Source organism: Pseudomonas sp. PS1(2021), assembly GCF_020405165.1.
Lineage (GTDB): Bacteria > Pseudomonadota > Gammaproteobacteria > Pseudomonadales > Pseudomonadaceae > Pseudomonas > Pseudomonas aeruginosa.
This window is the reverse complement of sequence record NZ_CP084484.1, coordinates 3,281,635-3,301,258: the sequence shown is the minus strand read 5'-3', so window position 1 is coordinate 3,301,258 and position 19,624 is coordinate 3,281,635. Positions and strand designations below refer to the sequence as shown.

The window sequence follows — 19,624 nt, the reverse complement described above, 5'->3', positions numbered from 1 at the left end:
AAGGCGTTGGCTGAAGCGATTCATGGAAATAACCCGGCCTTGGAGCGCGCCGTTAATCATCGTTTACCAGGAGAAAACAATCCGCCTGGACTGTTCGATTCAATATTTTGTGATGCGCTTCACGTAATAAGAGTATTCCTTATGAGCCACGCAAAAGTGTCATTCGCTTCTTCGAAGAGGGCGCTGCCGAAGTTGCACGCTAGTTGGGCACGCCGCGAGGGCGGCTCGGCACTTTGGTGCATAAGGATATAACCCTTTCTTCATTTCTGATTTTCGTCAGAGTTCGTGCCGGGGCGACCGTCCGTCATTCGATATTAATTAAAAGCGTCAATAATCCGTTTAGGAATCAGGGGCTTGGAAATCCACCTGGCAGAACTGACAGGTCGGTATGCCCAACCAAAGTATTGAACTGATTTAAGTGGTGGTACAAATTTGCCTTTCCCATGTTAGTCCTACTTAACAGGCGAAGCGGTGGAGAGCGCTCTGTTGCGGGCTGCTCGGGATTAAATGGGTTTCGCCCTCGGGGGCTCCTGTCTTCCAATAAAAACAAGTTGTCGCCAGGCCTGATGAACTTTCAGGTACCCGCGTTCCGTTTTCTCGCGGAACTCACTGACTGCGCTTAACCGCGTGACCGGTTCGGTCGGTAAACAGCGACCTGCGCCGGAAACGCGATAACCGAGACAACTCAATCGAGGAACAGAAGATGGGATTATTCAATGCAGCCGCGAACCTGTTCGGCCAGGTCTACGAGCGCGCGACGCAGGTGGCCGCCACCGCCGTCACGGCGGTGGCGGACGTGGCCAGGACATTGGTGGGCTCCACCGTCGACGCCGTGGAGCAGCAGGTGCACGAAGCGCTGACATCGGTGCATGACGCCGTTGCCAGCGTGGAGCAGGCGCTGGAGGGTACGGTCGGCGCGGTGGCCGGCACGCTCGGCGAGATCGCCGGCGACGCCCTCGACACCGTAGGCTCCGCGGTCGGCACGCTGGGCGGGCTGGCCGGCAACTCGCTGGCGATCGCCGACGACTTGTTGCACGGGCGCGTCGAGCCGGAGGATTACCTGAAGCTGGTCGGTGACCTGGGGCAGGGCGTCGGTGCCACCGTCGGCCATGCCTGGGAATTCGGCAGCGACAGCCTGAAGGCCGCCAACGATCTCTACCACGCCGCCTACCAGGGTGGCTCGCTAAGCCTCGGCAATAGCGACGGCCTGCTCGGGGTCAATGTGATCGGCTCGCTGCTCGGCGGCAATCACGACCAGGGCGTGATTCCCGATAGCCGCGGCATCCTCGGCCCGCTGCCGATCAACGTCTCCCTCACCGAGCAAGGCCTGACCTTCGGCGGCGAGACGCCGCTGACTCCGCTGGTCACCGCAGCCCTGGCGCTGAATCCGATCACCGCGCCGCTGGTGCCGGTGCTGGCGCCGCTCAACCTCGGCGGCCTGGGAGTGGTCGGCTCGGTCGACAAGGAAGGCTTCAGCGCCAAGTTCTACGGTATCGCCGGACCCAGCTACAACCTCGGCGTGGCCAATCTCGGCGGCACCCTGGAGCTGGGTAGCTACAACGAGGTCAAGCTGCTGAGCTGGAACGAGGTGACCCTCAAGGACCTGCCCATCGTCGGCGGCATCCTCGGCTACGTGCCGGTGGTCAAGGACATCGGTGTCTCGCTGCCGACGCTGGACCTGCACTTCGACAGCAAGCTGTATGCGCAAACGATTGCCGGTGTCGATGTCGCCGGGGTCGGGCCGAAGGGCCAGATCGAGCTGGTGCATGACCTCGACAATGACCTGTCGATCGTCGCCGGTATCGCCGGGGATACCGCGCACAGCGCACTGGACGGGGCCGGCAAGGTGCTCGCGGCGCTGCTCGGCCACGGCGGCGAAGCGGCGCCGCCGACAATCCAGCTGATCGGCGCCGACCCGGCGCCGGAGCATCAGGCCCTGGCCGCCTGACGGCGAGGGAACGCCCGGCACAGGGAGGTGCCATCCGGGCTCATTCGGGATTCCAGCGGCAGTCGTGGCAGAAGTGAGCGCGCTCGATGGCAAGGCTCGGTTCCAGCGTTACCAACGAAATCAAACAGGCCCTGGCGGCCAGCCGCGGCGCATTGCGCAGCGTGGCGGCGTTCTCCGGGGTGATCAACCTGCTGATGCTGGTGCCCTCGCTGTACATGCTGCAGGTGTACGACCGCGTGCTGTCCTCGGCCAACGAAGTCACCCTGTTGATGCTGACCCTGATGGCGCTTGGCGTGTTCGTCTTCATGGGCGCGCTGGAGGCGCTGCGCAGCTTCGTCCTGGTGCGGGTCAGCGAACGCTTCGACGGCCAGTTGCACGGGCGGATCTACGCCGCCGCCTTCGAACGCAACCTGCGCGCCGGCGGCCAGGAGGCCAGCCAGGCGCTGCACGACCTGACCACCCTGCGCCAGTTCATCACCGGCCAGGCGCTGTTCGCCTTCTTCGACGCACCCTGGTTCCCGGTCTACCTGCTGGTGATCTTCCTCTTCGACCCCTGGCTCGGCCTGCTCTCGCTGGTCGGCGCGCTGGCCCTGATGGCCCTCGCCTGGTTCAACGAACGCGCCACCCGTGCGCCGCTGGCCAAGGCCGGCGAGTTGTCGATCAAGTCCGGCCAACTGGCCAGCAACAACCTGCGCAACGCCGAGGTGATCGAGGCGATGGGCATGCTCGGCAGCATGCGCGGGCGCTGGGAACGGCTGCACCAGGCGTTCCTCGACCAGCAGAGCCTGGCCAGCGAGCGCGCGGCGCGGATCAACGCGCTGAGCAAATACCTGCGCATCGCCCTGCAATCCCTGGTGCTCGGCCTCGGCGCCTGGCTGGCGGTGGAGGGACGCATCACCCCGGGGATGATGATCGCCGGCTCGATCCTGATGGGCCGTGCGCTGGGGCCCATCGACCAACTGATCGGCGTGTGGAAGCAGTGGGGCGCAGCGCGCGATGCCTATCGCCGGCTGAGCGGCCTGCTCGACGAATTCCCCGCCCGCGAGCGGCGCATGGAATTGCCCGAGCCGCGTGGCCACCTGCTGCTGGAATCGCTGGACGCGGCGCCGCCCGGCAGCGAGGCGCGCACCCTGCGTGGTCTGACCCTGGCGATCCCGGCCGGCTCGGTGGTCGGCGTGATCGGTCCGTCCGGCTCCGGCAAGTCGAGCCTGGCGCGGGTTGTGCTGGGCATCTGGCCGACCCTGCACGGCAGCGTGCGCCTGGACGGCGCCGAGATCCGCCAGTACGAGCGCGAGACCCTCGGCCCGCGCATCGGCTACCTGCCGCAGGACATCGAACTGTTCGCCGGCACGGTGGCGGAAAACATCGCCCGCTTCGGCGAGGTGCAGGCCGACAAGGTGGTGGAGGCGGCGCGCCTGGCCGGGGTCCATGAACTGGTCCTGCGCCTGCCTCAGGGCTACGACACCGTGCTCGGCGTCGGCGGCGCCGGGCTTTCCGGCGGCCAGCGCCAGCGCATCGCCCTGGCCCGGGCGCTGTACGGTGCGCCGACCCTGGTGGTGCTCGACGAACCCAACTCGAACCTCGACGACAGCGGCGAGCAGGCGCTGCTGGCGGCGATCCAGGCGCTCAAGGCGCGTGGCTGCACGGTGCTGCTGATCACCCACCGGGCCGGCGTGCTGGGTTGCGCCGACCGCCTGCTGGCGCTGAACGCCGGCCAGTTGCACTTGTACGGCGAGCGCGACCAGGTGCTCGCCGCCTTGAACAACCAGCGCGCCGCGTCGGCGTCGCAGCAGCGCGCGGACTACCGGGTGGCCGGCTACGGCGCGCCGCAGGTGGTGGCCGCGCCGCGCCAGGGAGGTGTGGAATGACCCGCACGGTGAAACGCGACGAGAACGCCTATGCGCGACTGGGCTGGCTGCTGGTCCTGTTCGGCTTCGGCGGCGCGCTGCTCTGGGCCGCCTTCGCGCCGCTCGACCAGGGCGTGGCGGTGCCGGCCACGGTGATCATCTCCGGCCAGCGCAAGTCGGTGCAGCATCCGCTGGGCGGGGTGGTCAAGCACATCCTGGTGCGCGACGGCCAGCATGTGGAGGCGGGCGAGCCGCTGATCCGCATGGAACCGACCCAGGCCCGGGCCAACGTCGATTCGCTGCTCAACCGGTACGCCAACGCGCGGCTCAACCAGGCGCGCCTGCAGGCCGAATACGACGGCCGGCGGACCCTGGAGATGCCCGCGGGGCTGGCCGAGCAGGCCCCGCTGCCGACCCTCGGCGAGCGCCTGGAGTTGCAGCGGCAGTTGCTGCACAGCCGCCAGACCGCGCTGGCCAACGAACTCTCCGCATTGCGGGCGAACATCGAGGGGCTGCGCGCCCAGCTCGAAGGGTTGCGCCAGACCGAGGGCAACCAGCGCCTGCAACAACGCCTGTTGAACAGCCAGTTGAGCGGTGCGCGCGACCTCGCCGAGGAAGGCTACATGCCGCGCAACCAGTTGCTCGAACAGGAGCGCCAACTGGCCGAGGTGAACGCCCGGCTATCGGAGAGCAGCGGTCGCTTCGGGCAGATCCGCCAGAGCATCGCCGAGGCGCAGATGCGCATCGCCCAACGCGAGGAGGAGTACCGCAAGGAAGTCAACGGGCAACTGGCGGAAACCCAGGTCAATGCGCGGACGCTCTGGGAGGAGCTGTCCTCGGCGCGCTACGAACTGCGCCACGCCGAGATCCGCGCGCCGGTCAGCGGCTACGTGGCCGGCTTGAAGGTGTTCACCGATGGCGGGGTGATCGGCCCCGGCGAATTGCTGATGTACATCGTGCCCAACAGCGACAGCCTGGAAGTGGAGGGCCAGCTCGCGGTGAACCTGGTCGACCGGATCCACAGCGGGCTGCCGGTGGAGATGCTGTTCACCGCCTTCAACCAGAGCAAGACCCCGCGGGTCACCGGCGAGGTGACCATGGTCAGCGCCGACCGCCTGCTCGACGAGCAGAACAAGCAGCCCTACTACGCGCTGCGCGCCCAGGTCGACGCGGCCGCGATGGGTAAGCTGAAGGGCCTGCAGATCCGCCCGGGGATGGCGGTGCAGGTGTTCGTCCGCACCGGCGAGCGCTCGCTGCTCAATTACCTGTTCAAGCCCCTGTTCGACCGCGCCCACGTGGCGCTGGCGGAGAACTGACCGATGACCATGCGCCGCCTGATGACCTGGCTGTTCGGCGCCTTCCTGTTGCTGCTGCGCGAGGACGCCTTCGCCCTCGGCCTGCTGGACGGCTATCACCTGGCCCTGGAGAACGACCCGCAGTTCCAGGCCGCGATCCAGGAGCACGAGGCCGGCAGGCAATACCGTGCGCTCGGCCGCGCGGCGCTGCTGCCGCGCCTGGTGTACAGCTACAACCGTGGGCGCAGCTGGTCCGATGTGACCCAGACCACCACCCGCGGCGATTTCAAGGAAGACCGCGACTACGACAGCTACGTCTCCACCCTCAGCCTGCAACAGCCGTTGTTCGACTACGAGGCCTTCAGCCGCTACCGCAAGGGCGTGGCCCAGGCGCTGCTGTCCGACGAGCGCTTCCGCAGCCAGAGCCAGGAACTGCTGGTCCGGGTCCTGGAAGCCTATACCGGCGCGCTGCTGGCCCAGGACCAGATCGAACTGGCGCGGGCGCAGAAACGCTCCTACCGCGAGCAGTTCCAGCTCAACCAGCGCCAGTTCGAGCGCGGCAACGGCACCCGCACCGACACCCTGGAGACCCAGGCCCGCTTCAACCTGGCCCAGGCCCAGGAAATCGAGGCGCGGGACAGCCAGGATGCCGCCCTGCGCGAGCTGGAGCGGCTGGTCGGGGCGCCGCTGGAGATCGCCGACCTGGCGCCGCTCGGCGAACGCTTCCAGGTGCGCCCGCTGAGCCCCGCCAGCTACACCGCCTGGCGCGACCTGGCGCTGGCCGAGAATCCCGAGCTGGCCTCGCTGCGCCACGCGGTGGACGTGGCCCGCTACGAGGTCGAGCAGAACCGCGCCGACTTCCTGCCGCGCCTGGGCCTGTACGCCAGCACCGGCAAGTCCAAGTCCGGTTCGGAGAACACCTACAACCAGCGCTACGAGACCGACAGCGTCGGCATCCAGTTGAGCGTTCCGCTGTTCTCCGGCGGCGAGACCCTGGCGGCGACGCGCCAGGCCACGCATCGCATGGAGAAGAGCCATTACGACCTGGACGACAAGGTCCGCGAGACCCTCAACCAGGTGCGCAAGATGTACAACCAGAGCAGCAGCAGCGCGGCGAAGATCCGCGCCTACGAGATGACCGTGGATTCGGCGCGGACGCTGGTGATGGCCACGCGCAAGAGCATCGCCGCCGGGGTGCGGGTCAACCTCGACCTGCTGAACGCCGAGCAGGCGCTGTACAGCGCGATGAACGAGCTGTCCAAGGCCAAGTACGACTACCTCACGGCCTGGGCACGCCTGCGTTTCTACGCCGGGGTGCTGGACGAAGGCGACCTGGAACTGGTGGCGGCGAACTTCGTTTCCGGCGCGCCGCCGGCGCGCCGCCGCGACTGCGCGACGACGGATTGCCCGGCACCGCTGCACACCCTGTCGAAGACCGATACGGAGGAAAACCGGGGCGCGCTCAATTGAGACCGCGAAGGACGTGCAGGCAATTGTTCGCCTGGCGTGAAGTCGATGTCCCGGGCGGGTCGACAGAAGTGGAACAATATGCACGGAATTGTTTTTCCAATAAGGCGCTATTTATATGAAACGGTTTTTATAATATTCCAGTGTCTTCGGTGGTTTTATCTTTCCTGCATGATTTCATATATGCGGAATTCGTTCGTGCATATGCTTTAAGTGCAGCTTAATTTTTTTCATGAAACCTGTGGACATTGGAAAATGAGCTGTGTCAGTTTGGACTTCGGCCTGATCTGGCCGATAACTGCAATTATCCATCCGATAATTGTATCCGAGTTATTTCCTTTACAACTTAAAGGGATATGACAATGTCCAGCAATTCTCTTGCATTGAAAGGTCGTAGCGATGCGTATACCCAGGTAGACAACTTCCTGCATGCCTATGCGCGGGGCGGGGACGAATTGGTCAATGGCCATCCGTCCTATACCGTCGACCAGGCGGCGGAGCAGATCCTTCGCGAACAGGCGTCTTGGCAGAAAGCGCCGGGCGACTCGGTGCTGACCCTGTCCTATTCGTTCCTGACCAAACCGAACGACTTCTTCAATACGCCGTGGAAGTATGTCAGCGATATCTACTCGCTGGGCAAGTTCAGCGCCTTCTCCGCGCAGCAGCAGGCCCAGGCCAAGTTGTCGCTGCAATCCTGGTCGGACGTCACCAATATCCACTTCGTCGACGCCGGCCAGGGCGATCAGGGCGACCTGACCTTCGGCAACTTCAGCAGTAGTGTCGGCGGTGCGGCGTTCGCCTTCCTGCCGGATGTACCGGATGCGCTCAAGGGGCAATCCTGGTACCTGATCAACAGCAGCTACAGCGCCAACGTCAATCCGGCCAACGGCAACTACGGACGCCAGACCCTGACCCACGAGATCGGCCATACCCTGGGCCTGAGCCACCCCGGCGACTACAACGCCGGCGAGGGCGATCCCACCTACGCCGACGCTACCTACGCCGAGGACACCCGCGCCTATTCGGTGATGAGCTACTGGGAAGAGCAGAACACCGGCCAGGACTTCAAGGGCGCCTATTCCTCGGCACCGCTGCTGGACGACATCGCGGCGATCCAGAAGCTCTACGGGGCCAACCTGACCACCCGCACCGGCGACACGGTGTACGGCTTCAACTCCAACACCGAGCGCGACTTCTACAGCGCCACCTCGTCCAGTTCCAAGCTGGTGTTCTCGGTGTGGGACGCCGGCGGCAACGACACCCTGGACTTCTCCGGCTTCAGCCAGAACCAGAAGATCAACCTCAACGAGAAGGCGCTGTCCGATGTCGGCGGGTTGAAGGGCAATGTGTCGATCGCTGCCGGGGTCACCGTGGAAAACGCCATCGGCGGCTCGGGTAGCGACCTGTTGATCGGCAACGACGTGGCCAACGTGCTCAAGGGCGGCGCCGGCAACGACATCCTCTACGGCGGCCTCGGCGCGGACCAGTTGTGGGGCGGCGCGGGGGCCGACACCTTCGTCTACGGCGATATCGCCGAGTCCTCCGCGGCGGCGCCGGATACCCTGCGCGACTTCGTCAGCGGCCAGGACAAGATCGACCTGTCCGGGCTGGATGCCTTCGTCAACGGCGGGCTGGTGCTGCAATACGTCGACGCCTTCGCCGGCAAGGCCGGCCAGGCGATCCTGTCCTACGACGCGGCGAGCAAGGCCGGCAGCCTGGCGATCGACTTCAGCGGGGACGCCCATGCCGATTTCGCGATCAATCTGATCGGCCAGGCGACCCAGGCCGACATCGTCGTCTGACGCGCTGACACGGGCGCGGTTCGGTGCGGCGGTACGAACCGCGGCCCTTCGGCCGGCCGGGCACTGTTCGAATTGATAGGTGTCTTCCACAGGAGCGAAGTTGTGAACTGTGGCGCGCCCGTGGGCCGGCGGCCCGGCGGACGAACGGAGGCCCGCGGCGCCTGGCGCGCGCTGGCGTTCGAAGCGAGGATGGCGGGCGGCGTTCGCCGTGTTATCCGATGTTCCAGGCTTGAAGGAGATCTCTCGATGTCGGCAAGCGCGAAGCTCTCCAGGATGGTTTGCTTGCTCTGCGGTTTTTTCAGCACAGGTATCAGTATGGCCAGCAGTCTGATTCTTCTCAGCGCTTCCGATCTCGCCGGGCAATGGACCCTGCAGCAGGACGAGGCGCCCGCGATCTGCCACCTGGAGCTGCGCGACAGCGAAGTGGCGGAAGCCAGTGGCTACGACCTGGGCGGCGATACCGCCTGCCTCACGCGCTGGCTGCCCAGCGAGCCGCGCGCCTGGAGGCCTACCCCGGCCGGGATCGCGCTGCTCGAACGCGGCGGCCTGACCCTGATGCTCCTCGGTCGCCAGGGCGAGGGCGACTACCGGGTGCAGAAGGGCGACGGCGGGCAGTTGGTGCTGCGCCGCGCGACGCCCTAGCTCGCCTGCGGGTCAGATCACGAAGCGACCGATCATGCCCTTGAGGTCGTTGGCCAGGCGCGACAGCTCGTGGCTGGCGCCGCGGGTCTGCTCGGCGCCCTGGGTGGTCTGCACGGCAACGTCGCGGATGTTCACCAGGTTGCGGTCGACCTCGCGGGCGACGTGGGCCTGCTCTTCGGCAGCGCTGGCGATCACCAGGGTGCGCTCGTTGATCCGCGTGGCGTGCTCGGCGATCTCGCCCAAGGCGTGGTCGGCGGCCTCGGCCTCGTCGAGCATCTGCCGGGCGCGCTGGTCGTTCTCGCGCATCGCGGACACCGCGGTGTCGGTGCCCTCGCGGACGCTGGCGATCATGCCTTCGATCTCATGGGTCGATTGCTGGGTGCGGTGGGCGAGGGCGCGCACCTCGTCGGCGACCACCGCGAATCCGCGGCCCTGCTCGCCGGCGCGGGCGGCCTCGATGGCGGCATTGAGGGCGAGGAGGTTGGTCTGCTCGGCGATGGCGCGGATCACGTCGAGCACCTTGCCGATATCCTGCGCCTGGCTGGCCAGGCCTTCCACCAGGCGCGCGGTCTGGCCGATCTCGGCGTTCATCTGGCGGATCGAGCGGACGGTCTGTCCGACCCGTGCGCGGCCGTTGCCGGCGGCCCGTTCCGAGAGACTGGAGGCCTCGGCGGTGGAGCTGGCGTTGCGCGCGACCTCCTCGACCGCCGCGCTCATTTCGTTGACCGCGGTGGCGGCCATCTCGATCTCATCGTTCTGCCGGGCCAGCGACCGGTTGCCTTCCTCGGTCACCGCGTTCAGTTGCTCGGCAGCGGCGGCCAGCAGCGCGGCGGAATCGCCGATCTGCTCGATGGTGTCGTGCAGGCTGGCCTGCATGCTGCGCATGGCCTTCATCAGTTGCGCCGGCTCGTCGTCGCCGTCGCTGGCGATCTCGCCGGTCAGGTCGCGGGCCGCGATGCGGTCGGCGCAGGACACCGCCTGGCGGATCGGCACGACGATGCTGCGGGTCAGCAGCCAGGCGATCGTCACGCTGGCCGCCAGGGCCACCAGCAGCACCGCGAGGATCGCGGTGGAGGCCCGGGAGTAGACATCGGCGGCTTCGGCGGTGGAGGCGCGGGCGGCCTCGCGGTCGAGGGCGATGAGTTGCTTCAGGGTCCGCTGCACCTGCTCGTAGCGCTGCAACTGGGCCCCGCCCATCAGCACGCTGGCTTCGTCGGTACGGTTGTCACGGGACAGCGCGAGCAGGGCGGCGTGTCCTTCGAGGTATTCCTGCTGGCGCTGGACGAACTGGTCGAGCAACGCGCGCTCCTCGTCCAGGACCAGCAAGGGGCGGTATTCCCTTTCCACCCTGGCGAGGGTAGCGATGACCTCGTCCATCCGTTGTTCCTGCTGGCGCATGCGCGTGGAGTCGTGCAGCAGCACGTGGTTCATCTCGCCGAGGCGCAGTTCGCTCATCAGGCCGCTGAGCTGGGCCGAGGCTTCGACGCTGGGCAGCCAGACCTCGCCGATATCCTTGGCGGCGCGGTTCAGCGAACCCATGCGGTTGTGCGCGAAGAGGCCGAGCGCCACCAGCAGCGAGGCGAGGATGGCGAAGCCGATGACGGCGCGTGGGGTGATGGCGATACGACGAAGAAGCATGGGGTGGTCTCCGACCGGGCTGTGGGAAGGTGCTTGGTCCTGTAGCGGGGCGCGGAAGGGTTTCTTGAGGGGCTGCGGGGCTATTTGGAATTGCCTTACATGATTGCTAGGAATTTTCTGTAAGTTTTCGATGTGCTCGAGCCGGTTGTGCCGTTTTCGGCATGCTCCGGGTCGATTGAGGTCAAGAGAAGGCTGTCGCGGCAGGCCACCCTAGGGATTGGTCGAACAAGGAGAAGCCCGTGATCCGAATGACGCTGGACGAGGTCCGTGAGCTGGCCGTGCGCATCCTGCGCCGGCACGCTTTCAGCGAAGCCCATGTACAGGCGGTGGCCGATACCCTGGTGGCGGGGGAGCGTGACGAATGTGCGTCCCACGGTATCTGGCGGTTGCTCGGCTGCATCGCCACCCTGAAGGCTGGCAAGGTATCCGCCGACGCCGAGCCGGAACTGCACGACATCGCTCCCGGCCTGCTGCGGGTCGACGCCCATGGCGGGTTCTCCCAGTGCGCATTCCGGCTGGGGCTGCCGCATCTGCTGGAGAAGGCCCGCAGCCAGGGTATCGCGGCGATGGCGGTGAACCGCTGTGTGCATTTCTCCGCGCTATGGGTTGAGGTCGAGGCACTCACCGAGGCGGGCCTGGTGGCCCTGGCGACCACGCCGAGTCATGCCTGGGTGGCGCCGGCGGGCGGACGCAAGCCGATCTTCGGCACCAACCCGATCGCCTTTGGCTGGCCGCGTCCGGACGGCCCGCCGTTCGTCTTCGACTTCGCCACCAGCGCCGTGGCGCGTGGCGAGATCCAGTTGCACGAACGCGCCGGCAAGCCGATCCCGCTGGGCTGGGGGGTGGACGAGCAGGGCGAGCCGACCACCGATGCCAGCGCCGCGTTGCGAGGCGCCATGCTCACTTTCGGCGGGCACAAGGGCTCGGCCCTGGCGGCGATGGTCGAACTGCTCGCCGGTCCGCTGATCGGCGACCTGACCAGTGCCGAGTCGCTGGCCTACGACGAGGGCAGCCGTTCTTCTCCCTACGGTGGCGAACTGCTGATCGCCATCGATCCGCGGCGCATGCTCGGCGCCTCGGCGGAGGAGCACCTGGCGCGCGCCGAGACGCTGTTCGAAGGCATCGTCGAACAGGGCGCGCGCTTGCCCTCGCAGCGACGCTTCGAAGCGCGCGAACGCAGCGCCAGGGACGGTGTGACGATTCCCGAGGCGTTGCACCGGGAGCTGCTGGCGTTGCTGGAGTGAGCGCAAGGCGAGGGGCCGACCGGACAGCGTGGCGCAACGAGGACGACTGCGTAGGGCGGATAGCGCCAACGGCGCTATCCGCCATCCAGGCTCCCAGGCGTGCTCAATCCAGCGCCTCGCGCGTGCTCCGGCCATCGACCAGGCGCAGCAGGCCCAGCGGGTTGGCGTTCTTCAGGGCGTCCGGGAGCAGGCTGTCGGGGTAGTCCTGGTAGCACAGCGGGCGCAGGAAACGCTCGATGGCCAGGGTTCCCACCGAGGTGCCGCGAGCGTCGGAGGTGGCCGGGTAGGGGCCGCCGTGGACCATGGCGTCGCACACCTCGACGCCGGTCGGATAGCCGTTGAATAGCAGGCGCCCGGCCTTGCGTTCGAGCAGCGGGACCAGCCCGGCGAACGCCGCGAGGTCGTCCGCTTCGCCGATCAGGGTCGCCGACAACTGGCCGTGCAGGTTGTCCAGCGCGCGGGCAAGCTGTTCCTCGTCGGCCGCCTCGACGACCACGGTGGCCGGGCCGAACACCTCTTCCTGGAGCAGTTCGTCGCCTTCCAGCAACAGGCCCACGTCGGCCTTGAACAACTGCGGATGGGCCTGCCGCCCTTCCTGTGGCGCGCCGGCCAGGCGCCGGATGCCGGGGTGGCGCTCCAGGCGTTGCAGTCCTTCGACATAGCTGCGCAAGGTGCCGGCGTTGAGCATGCTCTGTGCCGGCCTGGCGGCCAGTGCCTCGCCCAGGGCCGCGACGAAGGCGTCGAAGCCGGGGGAGCGCAGGCCAAGCACCAGGCCCGGCTTGGTGCAGAACTGGCCGCAGCCGAGCGTCACCGAGGCGGCCAGCTCCTCTGCCACCTGCCGGCCGCGCCGGCGCAGGGCTTCGGGGAGCACCACCAGCGGATTGATGCTGCTCATCTCGGCGAACACCGGGATCGGCTGCGGCCGCGCCGCTGCCAGGTCGCACAGTGCGCGCCCGCCCTTGAGCGAACCGGTGAAGCCGACCGCGCGGATGGCCGGATGGCGCACCAGCGCCTCGCCGACGCCGCTGCCGTAGACCATGTTGAATACCCCGGCCGGCATGCCGCTGTCGGCCGCCGCCTGGAGGATCGCGTCGGCCACGCATTCGGCTGTGGCCATGTGTCCGCCGTGGGCCTTGACCACCACCGGGCAGCCGGCGGCCAGGGCGGCGGCGCTGTCGCCGCCGGCGGTGGAAAAGGCCAGCGGGAAGTTGCTGGCACCGAACACCGCCACCGGGCCGAGACCGATTCGCCACTGGCGCAGGTCGGGGCGCGGCGGGGTACGCCCGGGTTGTCCACGGTCGATGCGCGCGCCGTGGAAGTCGCCACGCCGCAGGACTTCGGCGAACAGCCGCAACTGGTTGGCGGTACGTGTTCGTTCGCCCTGGATGCGTGCGGCGGGCAGCGCGGTCTCGCGACGGACCAGGGCGACGAAGTCGTCGCCCAGGGCGTCGAGGCGCGAGGCGATCGCCTCGAGGAATCCGGCGCGGCGCGTGGCGGATAGTTGCCGGTAGTGTGGATAGGCGCGTTCGGCGGCGCGGGCGGCGGCGTCGACCTCCGCCTCGGTGGCCTGGACGAAGGCGTAGGGCAGCGCTTCGCCGCTGTCGGCGTCGAGGCTGCGCAGGATGAGGTTGCCGGCGGCGCTGCGAGCGCCGCCGACGTAGTTGTGACCGAGGATGCTGGGCATGGGGCCTCCCTGGGGACGGTGGACGGAATGCTCTGCCGCTGGCCCTCGCCGGCCGCTCCCCGGGGAGCGAGGCGGCGAGGGCGGGGCGTCGGCTACAAGCCGACGTCCGGCAGCGCCGGCCGGCTGGCCAGGGCCTTGGCCATGATCCGCTCGACGTGCTCGCGATCGGCGCCGCGCAGGGCCAGGCGCGGTGGACGGGTGAGGGCGCTGCCGCGACCGGCGAGTTGCTCGCAGAGCTTGATGCACTGCACCAGGTCGGGACGGGCGTCGAGATGGAGGATCGGCATCAGCCACTCGTAGATCGGCATCGCCTCGGCGAAGCGCCCGGCCCTGGCCAGGCGGAAGATGGTCTCGCCTTCCTTCGGGAACACGTTGGACATTCCCGAGATCCAGCCCTGGGCACCCACCGCCACGCTTTCCAGGACCACGTCGTCGAGCCCGGCGAAGAGGATGAAGCGCTCGCCCACCTGGTTGCGTACGTCGATGAAGCGGCGGGTGTCGCCGGAGCTGTCCTTGAAGCAGACGATGTTCTCGCAGTCGGCCAGGGAAACCAGGATGTCCGGGGTGACGTCGTTCCGGTAGATCGGCGGGTTGTTGTAGACCATCACCGGCAGGTCGGTGCCGCTGGCCACGCTGCGGAAATGCTCGGCGGTCTCGTGCGGCTTGGAGGAATAGACCAGCGCCGGCATCACCATGATGCCGTCGACGCCGACCCGCTCCACCGCCTTGGCCACCTTCGCCGCGCCGGCGCTGGTGAACTCGGCGATCCCGCAGATCACCGGCACGCGGCCGCCGGAGGCATCCTTGGCGACCTCGGTGACGGCCATCTTCTCCTCGATGGTCAGCGAGGTGTTCTCGCCGACGCTGCCGCATACCACCAGCCCGGACACGCCGTCGCGCACCAGGTTGGAGATGACCGTGTGGGTTTCCTCCAGGTTCACCGAGAAATCGGCGTTGAATTGGGTGGTGACCGCGGGGAATACGCCGCTCCAGTTGACGTGCTTGCTCATGGTTTCTCCTTTTTTCGTATTTCGTATACGAATTCAATCGGACCGCTGCGGTCCGAGTCACAGGGCGACGGCAGCGTTCGCCGTCGTGGGCGATCCGGTACGCGCCGGATCGGTTTCCGCCCGGCCGCTGCCTGCGGTCGGGCGGGGTGGTCAGCAGTGGCCGCCGGGCCAGGTGTCGGACAGCCGATAGCCTTGCGGCCAGGGATCGTCCGGGTCGAGCAGGTACTGGTGGATGCCGGTGATCCAGGCCCGCCCGGACAGGCACGGGAGGATCGCCGGACGGCCGCCGAGTTCGGTCAGCGACTCGATGTGGCAGTGGAATTCCGAACCGATGATGGAGCGCCCGACGAAGCGTTCGCCGACCCGCAGCTGGCCTTTCGCCTGGAGCACCGCCATCCGCGCCGAGCAGCCGGTGCCGCAGGGCGAGCGGTCGATCTTGCCGGGGCGGATGACCACCGCGTTGCTCGCGCCGAGGACACCGTCGCGGCGCTCCGGCGGCGCGGCCAGCTGGCAGAAGGACAGATGGTCCCAGTCCGGGTTGGTCGGGTGGCGGAAGCCCAGTTGTTCGTTGGCCGCGTGGGTGATCTTCAAGCCGGTGGCGACCAGCCCGGCGGCCTCGTCGGCGCGCAGGGCGAAGCCCAGGCACCGGGCGTCGGCGATGACGAAGCTGTCGCCGCCGTAGGCGGTGTCGACCTGTAGCGAGCCGAGGCCCTCGACTTCGATCCAGGCGTCGAGGCGGTCGGCGAACGACGGCACGTTGCGGATTTCCACCCGCTCGGCCTTGCCGTCGCGGCATTCCGCGCGGGCCTCGATCAGCCCGCCCGGCGCTTCCAGCAGCAGCCGGGTCAGCGGTTCGCGCATCGGCAGGATGCCGCTGTCGAGCAGTACGGTGGCCACGCACAGCGAATTGGAACCGGACATCGGCGGGGTGTCGGCCGGCTCCATGATGATCCAGCCCATCTGCGCGCGCGGGTCCTTGGCCGGCACCAGCAGATTGGCGTGGCGGAACACTCCGCCGCGCGGTTCGTTGAGGACGAAGTTGCGCAGGTCCTGGTCTCTGGCGATCCAGCGCGACTGTTCCCAGAGGGTGGCGCCGGGCGGTGCAGCGACGCCGCCGACGATCACGTCGCCGACCTCGCCTTCGGCATGGCAACTGACGATGTGGACGATCCGCTGCGAACGCATGGCTATCTCCTGTGCGGGGGCGGGCTCAGAGCACCGAGCGGAGGAATTCCACCGTCTCCGGCCGCTGCGGGTTGCCGATCACCTGGTCGGGGGTGCCGATCTCGTGGACCAGGCCATTGCGGAAGAACGCCACCCGGTCGGACACGTCGCGGGCGAAGCGGATCTCGTGGGTGACCAGGACCATGGTCATGCCTTCCTCGGCGAGCAGGCGCATGGTGTCCAGCACCTCGCCGACCAACTGCGGGTCGAGCGCCGAGGTGGCTTCGTCGAACAGCATGTAGTCCGGCGACATCGCCAGCGCCCGGGCGATCGCCATGCGCTGTTGCTGGCCGCCGGAAAGGCGCTGGGGGAAGACCTTGAGCTTGTCGCCGAGACCGACGTGGATGAGTTGCTTCAGCGCCATCGCCTCGGCTTCGGCGCGGCTCTTGCCGAGCACCTTGCGCGGCGCGAGCATGACGTTTTCCAGCACGGTCAGGTGGGGGAAGGCGTTCCACTGCTGGAAGACGATGCCGATCTTCCGCCGCAGGCGGTTGAGGTCGGTACCGCGGGCATGCACGTCGATGCCGTCGACGCGGATGCTGCCGCGCTGGATCGGCTCCAGGCCGTTGATGCACATCAGCAGGGTTGACTTGCCGGAACCGGAGCCGCCGATGATCGACAGCACCTCGCCCTTGTCCACCCTCAGGTCGACACCCTTGACCACCTCGAACTGGCCGTAGGCCTTGTGCACGTCGCTGATCTCGATCATTGCTGCCATCTCCGTTCCAGCCGGGCGCCGAGTCGCGCGACCACCCAGCTCATGAGGTAATAGACGAGCCCCGCGATGCAGAGCACGAAGAGCGGTTCCTGGATGCGCGTGACGATGGTCTGCGAGGCGCGCAGCAGTTCGACGATGCCGATCCAGAGCACCAGCGAGGTGTCCTTCATCACCGACAGGGTCAGGTTGACCCAACCGGGGAAGGCCACCCGGGCGGCCATCGGCAGGACAATGTGGAACAGGTCCTGGCGATAGCTCAGGCCCAGGGAACGCGCCGCCCGGCGCACGCTCGGCGGTACCGAGAGGACGCCGCCGCGGACCACCTCGGTGCAGTAGGCGGCGGCGTACACGCCGAGCACCAGGCAGGCCACGGCGAAGGCGCTCCAGTCGAGGCCGAGGATGCTCTTGAAGGAATTGAGCAGGACGAACTGGATCAGCAGCGGCACGCTGCGGAATACGTCGAGCAGCGCCGCCAGCGGCAGGCTGGCGCGTGGCAGCAGGGCGCGGAGCAGGCCGAAGACGACACCCAGCAGGGTGCCGATCAGCATCGCCATGGCGGTGATGGCGAGGGTGGTCCAGGCGCCTTGCAGGAGGAACAGCAGGTCGTTGGCGGTGAGGCTGGTGGTGAACACGGCATTCCCCTCAGTAACGGAACAGGCGCCAGCCCAGCAGGCGGGCGGCCAGCACCAGCAGCTTGGCCATGGCGAAGTAGAGGACGGCGGCCAGGGCGAAGTATTCGAAGGTGCGGAAGGTCTTGACGTTGAGTGCCTGGGTGACGCCGGTGAGGTCGTCGGTCAGGCCCACCACCACGCCGAGGGAGGTCATCAGCATGGCCCAGACCAACTGGTTGGTCAGCGGGTAGAACACCACCCGCAGCAGCTGCGGGATCACCACCAGGCGATAGGCCTGCGGCGCGCTCATGCCCAGCGAGCGGGCCGCCCGCAACTGGGTCTCGGGCACCGCCTGGAGGCCGCCGCGGAAGGACTCGGCGAGGTAGCCGGCGTTGTTGAAGGTGACCCCGGCGAGCAGGGCGAACCAGGAACTGACGTGCAGGCCGAAGGAGCCCAGGCCGAAGTAGAGGATGTAGATCTGGAACAGCGCCGGGGTATTCCGCGCGATGGAGATCCAGGCTCCGGCGGCGGCGCGCAGCGGGCGGTTGCCGCCGAGCCGGGCGAAGGCCAGGAGCAGGGCGATGAGGATGCCGAAGAGCATCGACAGCGCGGTGACCTGGAGCGTCACCAGGCTGCCGGCGAGCATCTCCGGCAGGGCGTTGAACGCCGAGCGCCAGTGGAAGGTGTAGTCGAACATCAGCAGTCCTCGCTCAACCAGGCGGGCAGCCCGGCGGGGGCCCGCCCGCCGACGGCGGCCTCGACGCAGCCGGCGAGGCCGGCGAAGCGCACCTGGCGGCCGACCAGTCCGGGGGCGTAGTGGGCATACTTGGCGGAGTTGGTCATCAGGGTGCGCGCGCCCGGCGGCACCAGCGGTTCGTCGAGCATGCACCAGCAGGTGTCGGTGACCAGCCGCGCGCCGAACGCCTGCAGCGTCGCCAGGTGCCCGGCCGCTTCGGCCTGGGCGACGACCTGCCGGCTGCTGGTGATCACCAGCGCTACCTCCGGGTGTCTGCGGCGGCCGTGGCAGAGCGCGGCGAGCTGGGCGAATTCGCTGGCGGAGAAGTGCGGGTTGCCCAGCGCCACCAGGTCGATCCGCGTCTCGCCGGCGCTGTCCAGCTCGCGCCAGGCGTCGCGCAGGCGCTCGCGTCCGACCCGCAGGGTCCGCCGCGGCGCGCGGCCGCCGAAGGCGCTGGCCAGGTCAGGGGCTTCCGGGGTGACGCCGATGACGTGGAACATCGGCACCGAGGAACTGGTGCCCAGCGCCGCGCCGAAGGCCTTGAGCGCGTCGTGGTCCGGCTGCCGCTGCCGCAGGCCGTCGATCGCCGGGGTCTGCCCGTCGCAGAGCAGGCCGCAGAGGTAGCCGAGGGTCGGGTAGAAGGCATCGTCGACGCTGCCGAGGTCTTCCACTTCGATCAGTACCCGCGCCTGGCGCTGCTCGTCGAGGTGACAGCCGGCCAGCGGCGCGCGACCGGTGAGGGCGCAGCAGATATCCATGAAGTCGGCGTACTTGTTGGTGCGTGCGCCGAGCACGCTGTTGGCGAAGAGCACCGCGTTGGACTCGGCCCAGACGATCTGTTCGCCGGCCCGCGCGCTGTCGTCGAGCAGGTAGGGCGCGCAGGTGAAGCTGGGCTGCGCGCCCATGTCGAGATAGGCCCGGGCCAGGGCCGCGGCTGGCTCGCCGAGGGCGGCGGGTACGCCCTGTTCGCGCCAACGGCGCTGGTCCACGGAGATGGCGTTGAGGGTGGTCGGTACCCGCACCCGGGCACCGAGGTCGCGCAGGGTCTCGGCGAAACGCAGGCCGGCCGGGCCGGTGTAGATGCAAGCGTCGATGTGCGCGCGCTGGATGTCGATCAGCCGTTGCGCGCCCTGCAACGCCGCCATGCGCAGGACGATGCGCATCGCCAGGCGTGCGGCTTCGCCGTGTTCGCCGGCGAGCAGGGCCTGGTCGAAGGCGTCCAGTCGCGGGCCGGCATCGGTCGCCAGCGCTTCGGCGGGTCGGGCCTCCAGCGGCGGCGGGGCATCGCGGTGGAGTTCCAGGCGTCCGTCGGCCAGGCGCGCCCAGGGATAGGCGGCGAGTTCGTCGAAGCGCTCGCCGAGACAGGCGATGGGTAGCGAGCGGCCGAACAGTTCCTCGGCGACGATCGCGCCGAGGGCGAGGATTTCGTCCGGTTCGCGCAGGAGGATCGCCGCCGGCGCACGTCCGCCGAGGATCAGTTCCAGCAGTACGCTGCTGCCGGTACAGGAGCCGCGCCCACCGGGAATCGCCAGCAGCCTGCCGTGTAGATGGCGGCCGCTGAGCGGGTGGTGACGGTCGATCACTTCCGCGCTGCGCGGGTCGACGCCGCCCCAGAAGCTCAGGCCGGTCGGTGCGTACAGCAGTTCGCCGGACGCGCTGCCGGCGACCAGGGTACGGGGAACGATGAGGTGTGCGTGCTTCATCGGCGCATCCAGGACGGGGGGAAACGGCGCGGCCCGGCGGCGGACCGCGCCCTCG

The 19,624-nt window shown here is 68.0% G+C and carries 15 protein-coding genes; 7 read left to right on the top strand and 8 right to left on the bottom strand.

All coding sequences use genetic code 11. From position 1 onward, the window contains the following. Positions 1-703: 703 nt before the first annotated feature. The 6 genes from aprX (at position 704) to aprI (ending at position 9,001) form a co-directional block, all read left to right on the top strand. Positions 704-1,948, top strand: a complete 1,245-nt coding sequence (gene aprX, locus LE197_RS15750) for a type I secretion system-dependent protein AprX (RefSeq protein WP_003122213.1) — start codon at positions 704-706, stop codon at positions 1,946-1,948. 86 nt (positions 1,949-2,034) lie between these two features. Then, positions 2,035-3,816: an alkaline protease secretion ATP-binding protein AprD gene (gene aprD / locus LE197_RS15745; protein WP_003082539.1), complete on the top strand. Its 1,782-nt coding sequence runs from the start codon at positions 2,035-2,037 to the stop codon at positions 3,814-3,816. Then, positions 3,813-5,111 carry an alkaline protease secretion protein AprE gene (gene aprE / locus LE197_RS15740; protein ID WP_003082540.1) on the top strand — a complete coding sequence of 433 codons (1,299 nt, stop codon included), beginning with the start codon at positions 3,813-3,815 and terminating at the stop codon, positions 5,109-5,111. The genes aprD and aprE overlap by 4 nt, the downstream gene beginning before the upstream one ends. A gap of 3 nt (positions 5,112-5,114) precedes the next feature. Continuing rightward, positions 5,115-6,560 (top strand): alkaline protease secretion protein AprF, encoded by a 1,446-nt coding sequence (gene aprF, locus LE197_RS15735; protein WP_023109050.1) that lies wholly within the window; start codon positions 5,115-5,117, stop codon positions 6,558-6,560. 359 nt (positions 6,561-6,919) lie between these two features. After that, positions 6,920-8,359: a serralysin family metalloprotease AprA gene (gene aprA, locus LE197_RS15730; protein ID WP_003082542.1), complete on the top strand. Its 1,440-nt coding sequence runs from the start codon at positions 6,920-6,922 to the stop codon at positions 8,357-8,359. 246 nt (positions 8,360-8,605) lie between these two features. Continuing rightward, positions 8,606-9,001: an alkaline proteinase inhibitor AprI gene (gene aprI / locus LE197_RS15725; protein WP_003082543.1), complete on the top strand. Its 396-nt coding sequence runs from the start codon at positions 8,606-8,608 to the stop codon at positions 8,999-9,001. Positions 9,002-9,013: 12 nt separating this feature from the next. On the opposite strand, the gene LE197_RS15720 is transcribed toward aprI, so the two are convergent. Continuing rightward, positions 9,014-10,639 carry a methyl-accepting chemotaxis protein gene (locus LE197_RS15720; protein WP_023109049.1) on the bottom strand — a complete coding sequence of 542 codons (1,626 nt, stop codon included), beginning with the start codon at positions 10,637-10,639 and terminating at the stop codon, positions 9,014-9,016. A gap of 239 nt (positions 10,640-10,878) precedes the next feature. Here LE197_RS15720 and lhpD point away from each other — a divergent pair, with 239 nt between their 5' ends. Beyond that, positions 10,879-11,883, top strand: coding sequence for a bifunctional delta(1)-pyrroline-2-carboxylate/delta(1)-piperideine-2-carboxylate reductase (lhpD, locus tag LE197_RS15715; RefSeq protein ID WP_003082545.1), 1,005 nt, complete (start codon positions 10,879-10,881; stop codon positions 11,881-11,883). Between the two features lie 103 nt (positions 11,884-11,986). Here the strand turns inward: lhpD and LE197_RS15710 are convergent, their stop codons facing one another. From LE197_RS15710 to LE197_RS15680, 7 genes are all read right to left on the bottom strand, one after another. Beyond that, the gene (locus LE197_RS15710) at positions 11,987-13,567 is read right to left on the bottom strand and encodes an aldehyde dehydrogenase (NADP(+)) (protein ID WP_003105054.1); all 1,581 of its coding nucleotides are present in this window, start codon (positions 13,565-13,567) and stop codon (positions 11,987-11,989) included. Between the two features lie 92 nt (positions 13,568-13,659). Further along, entirely contained in the window at positions 13,660-14,577 is a 918-nt protein-coding gene (locus tag LE197_RS15705) for a dihydrodipicolinate synthase family protein (protein ID WP_003105052.1), read from the bottom strand. A 150-nt stretch (positions 14,578-14,727) separates the two neighbouring features. After that, positions 14,728-15,762 (bottom strand): trans-3-hydroxy-L-proline dehydratase, encoded by a 1,035-nt coding sequence (locus LE197_RS15700; RefSeq protein WP_023109048.1) that lies wholly within the window; start codon positions 15,760-15,762, stop codon positions 14,728-14,730. 25 nt (positions 15,763-15,787) lie between these two features. Further along, complete coding sequence (locus LE197_RS15695; RefSeq protein ID WP_021205235.1) at positions 15,788-16,510, bottom strand: amino acid ABC transporter ATP-binding protein; 723 nt, start codon at positions 16,508-16,510, stop codon at positions 15,788-15,790. Next, positions 16,507-17,151 (bottom strand): amino acid ABC transporter permease, encoded by a 645-nt coding sequence (locus LE197_RS15690; protein WP_003082557.1) that lies wholly within the window; start codon positions 17,149-17,151, stop codon positions 16,507-16,509. The genes LE197_RS15695 and LE197_RS15690 overlap by 4 nt, the downstream gene beginning before the upstream one ends. 10 nt (positions 17,152-17,161) lie before the next feature. Further along, positions 17,162-17,827: an amino acid ABC transporter permease gene (locus LE197_RS15685; protein ID WP_023109047.1), complete on the bottom strand. Its 666-nt coding sequence runs from the start codon at positions 17,825-17,827 to the stop codon at positions 17,162-17,164. Continuing rightward, positions 17,827-19,569 carry an aconitase family protein gene (locus LE197_RS15680; RefSeq protein ID WP_023109046.1) on the bottom strand — a complete coding sequence of 581 codons (1,743 nt, stop codon included), beginning with the start codon at positions 19,567-19,569 and terminating at the stop codon, positions 17,827-17,829. Before LE197_RS15680 ends, LE197_RS15685 begins: the two co-directional genes overlap by 1 nt. Positions 19,570-19,624: the final 55 nt, after the last annotated feature.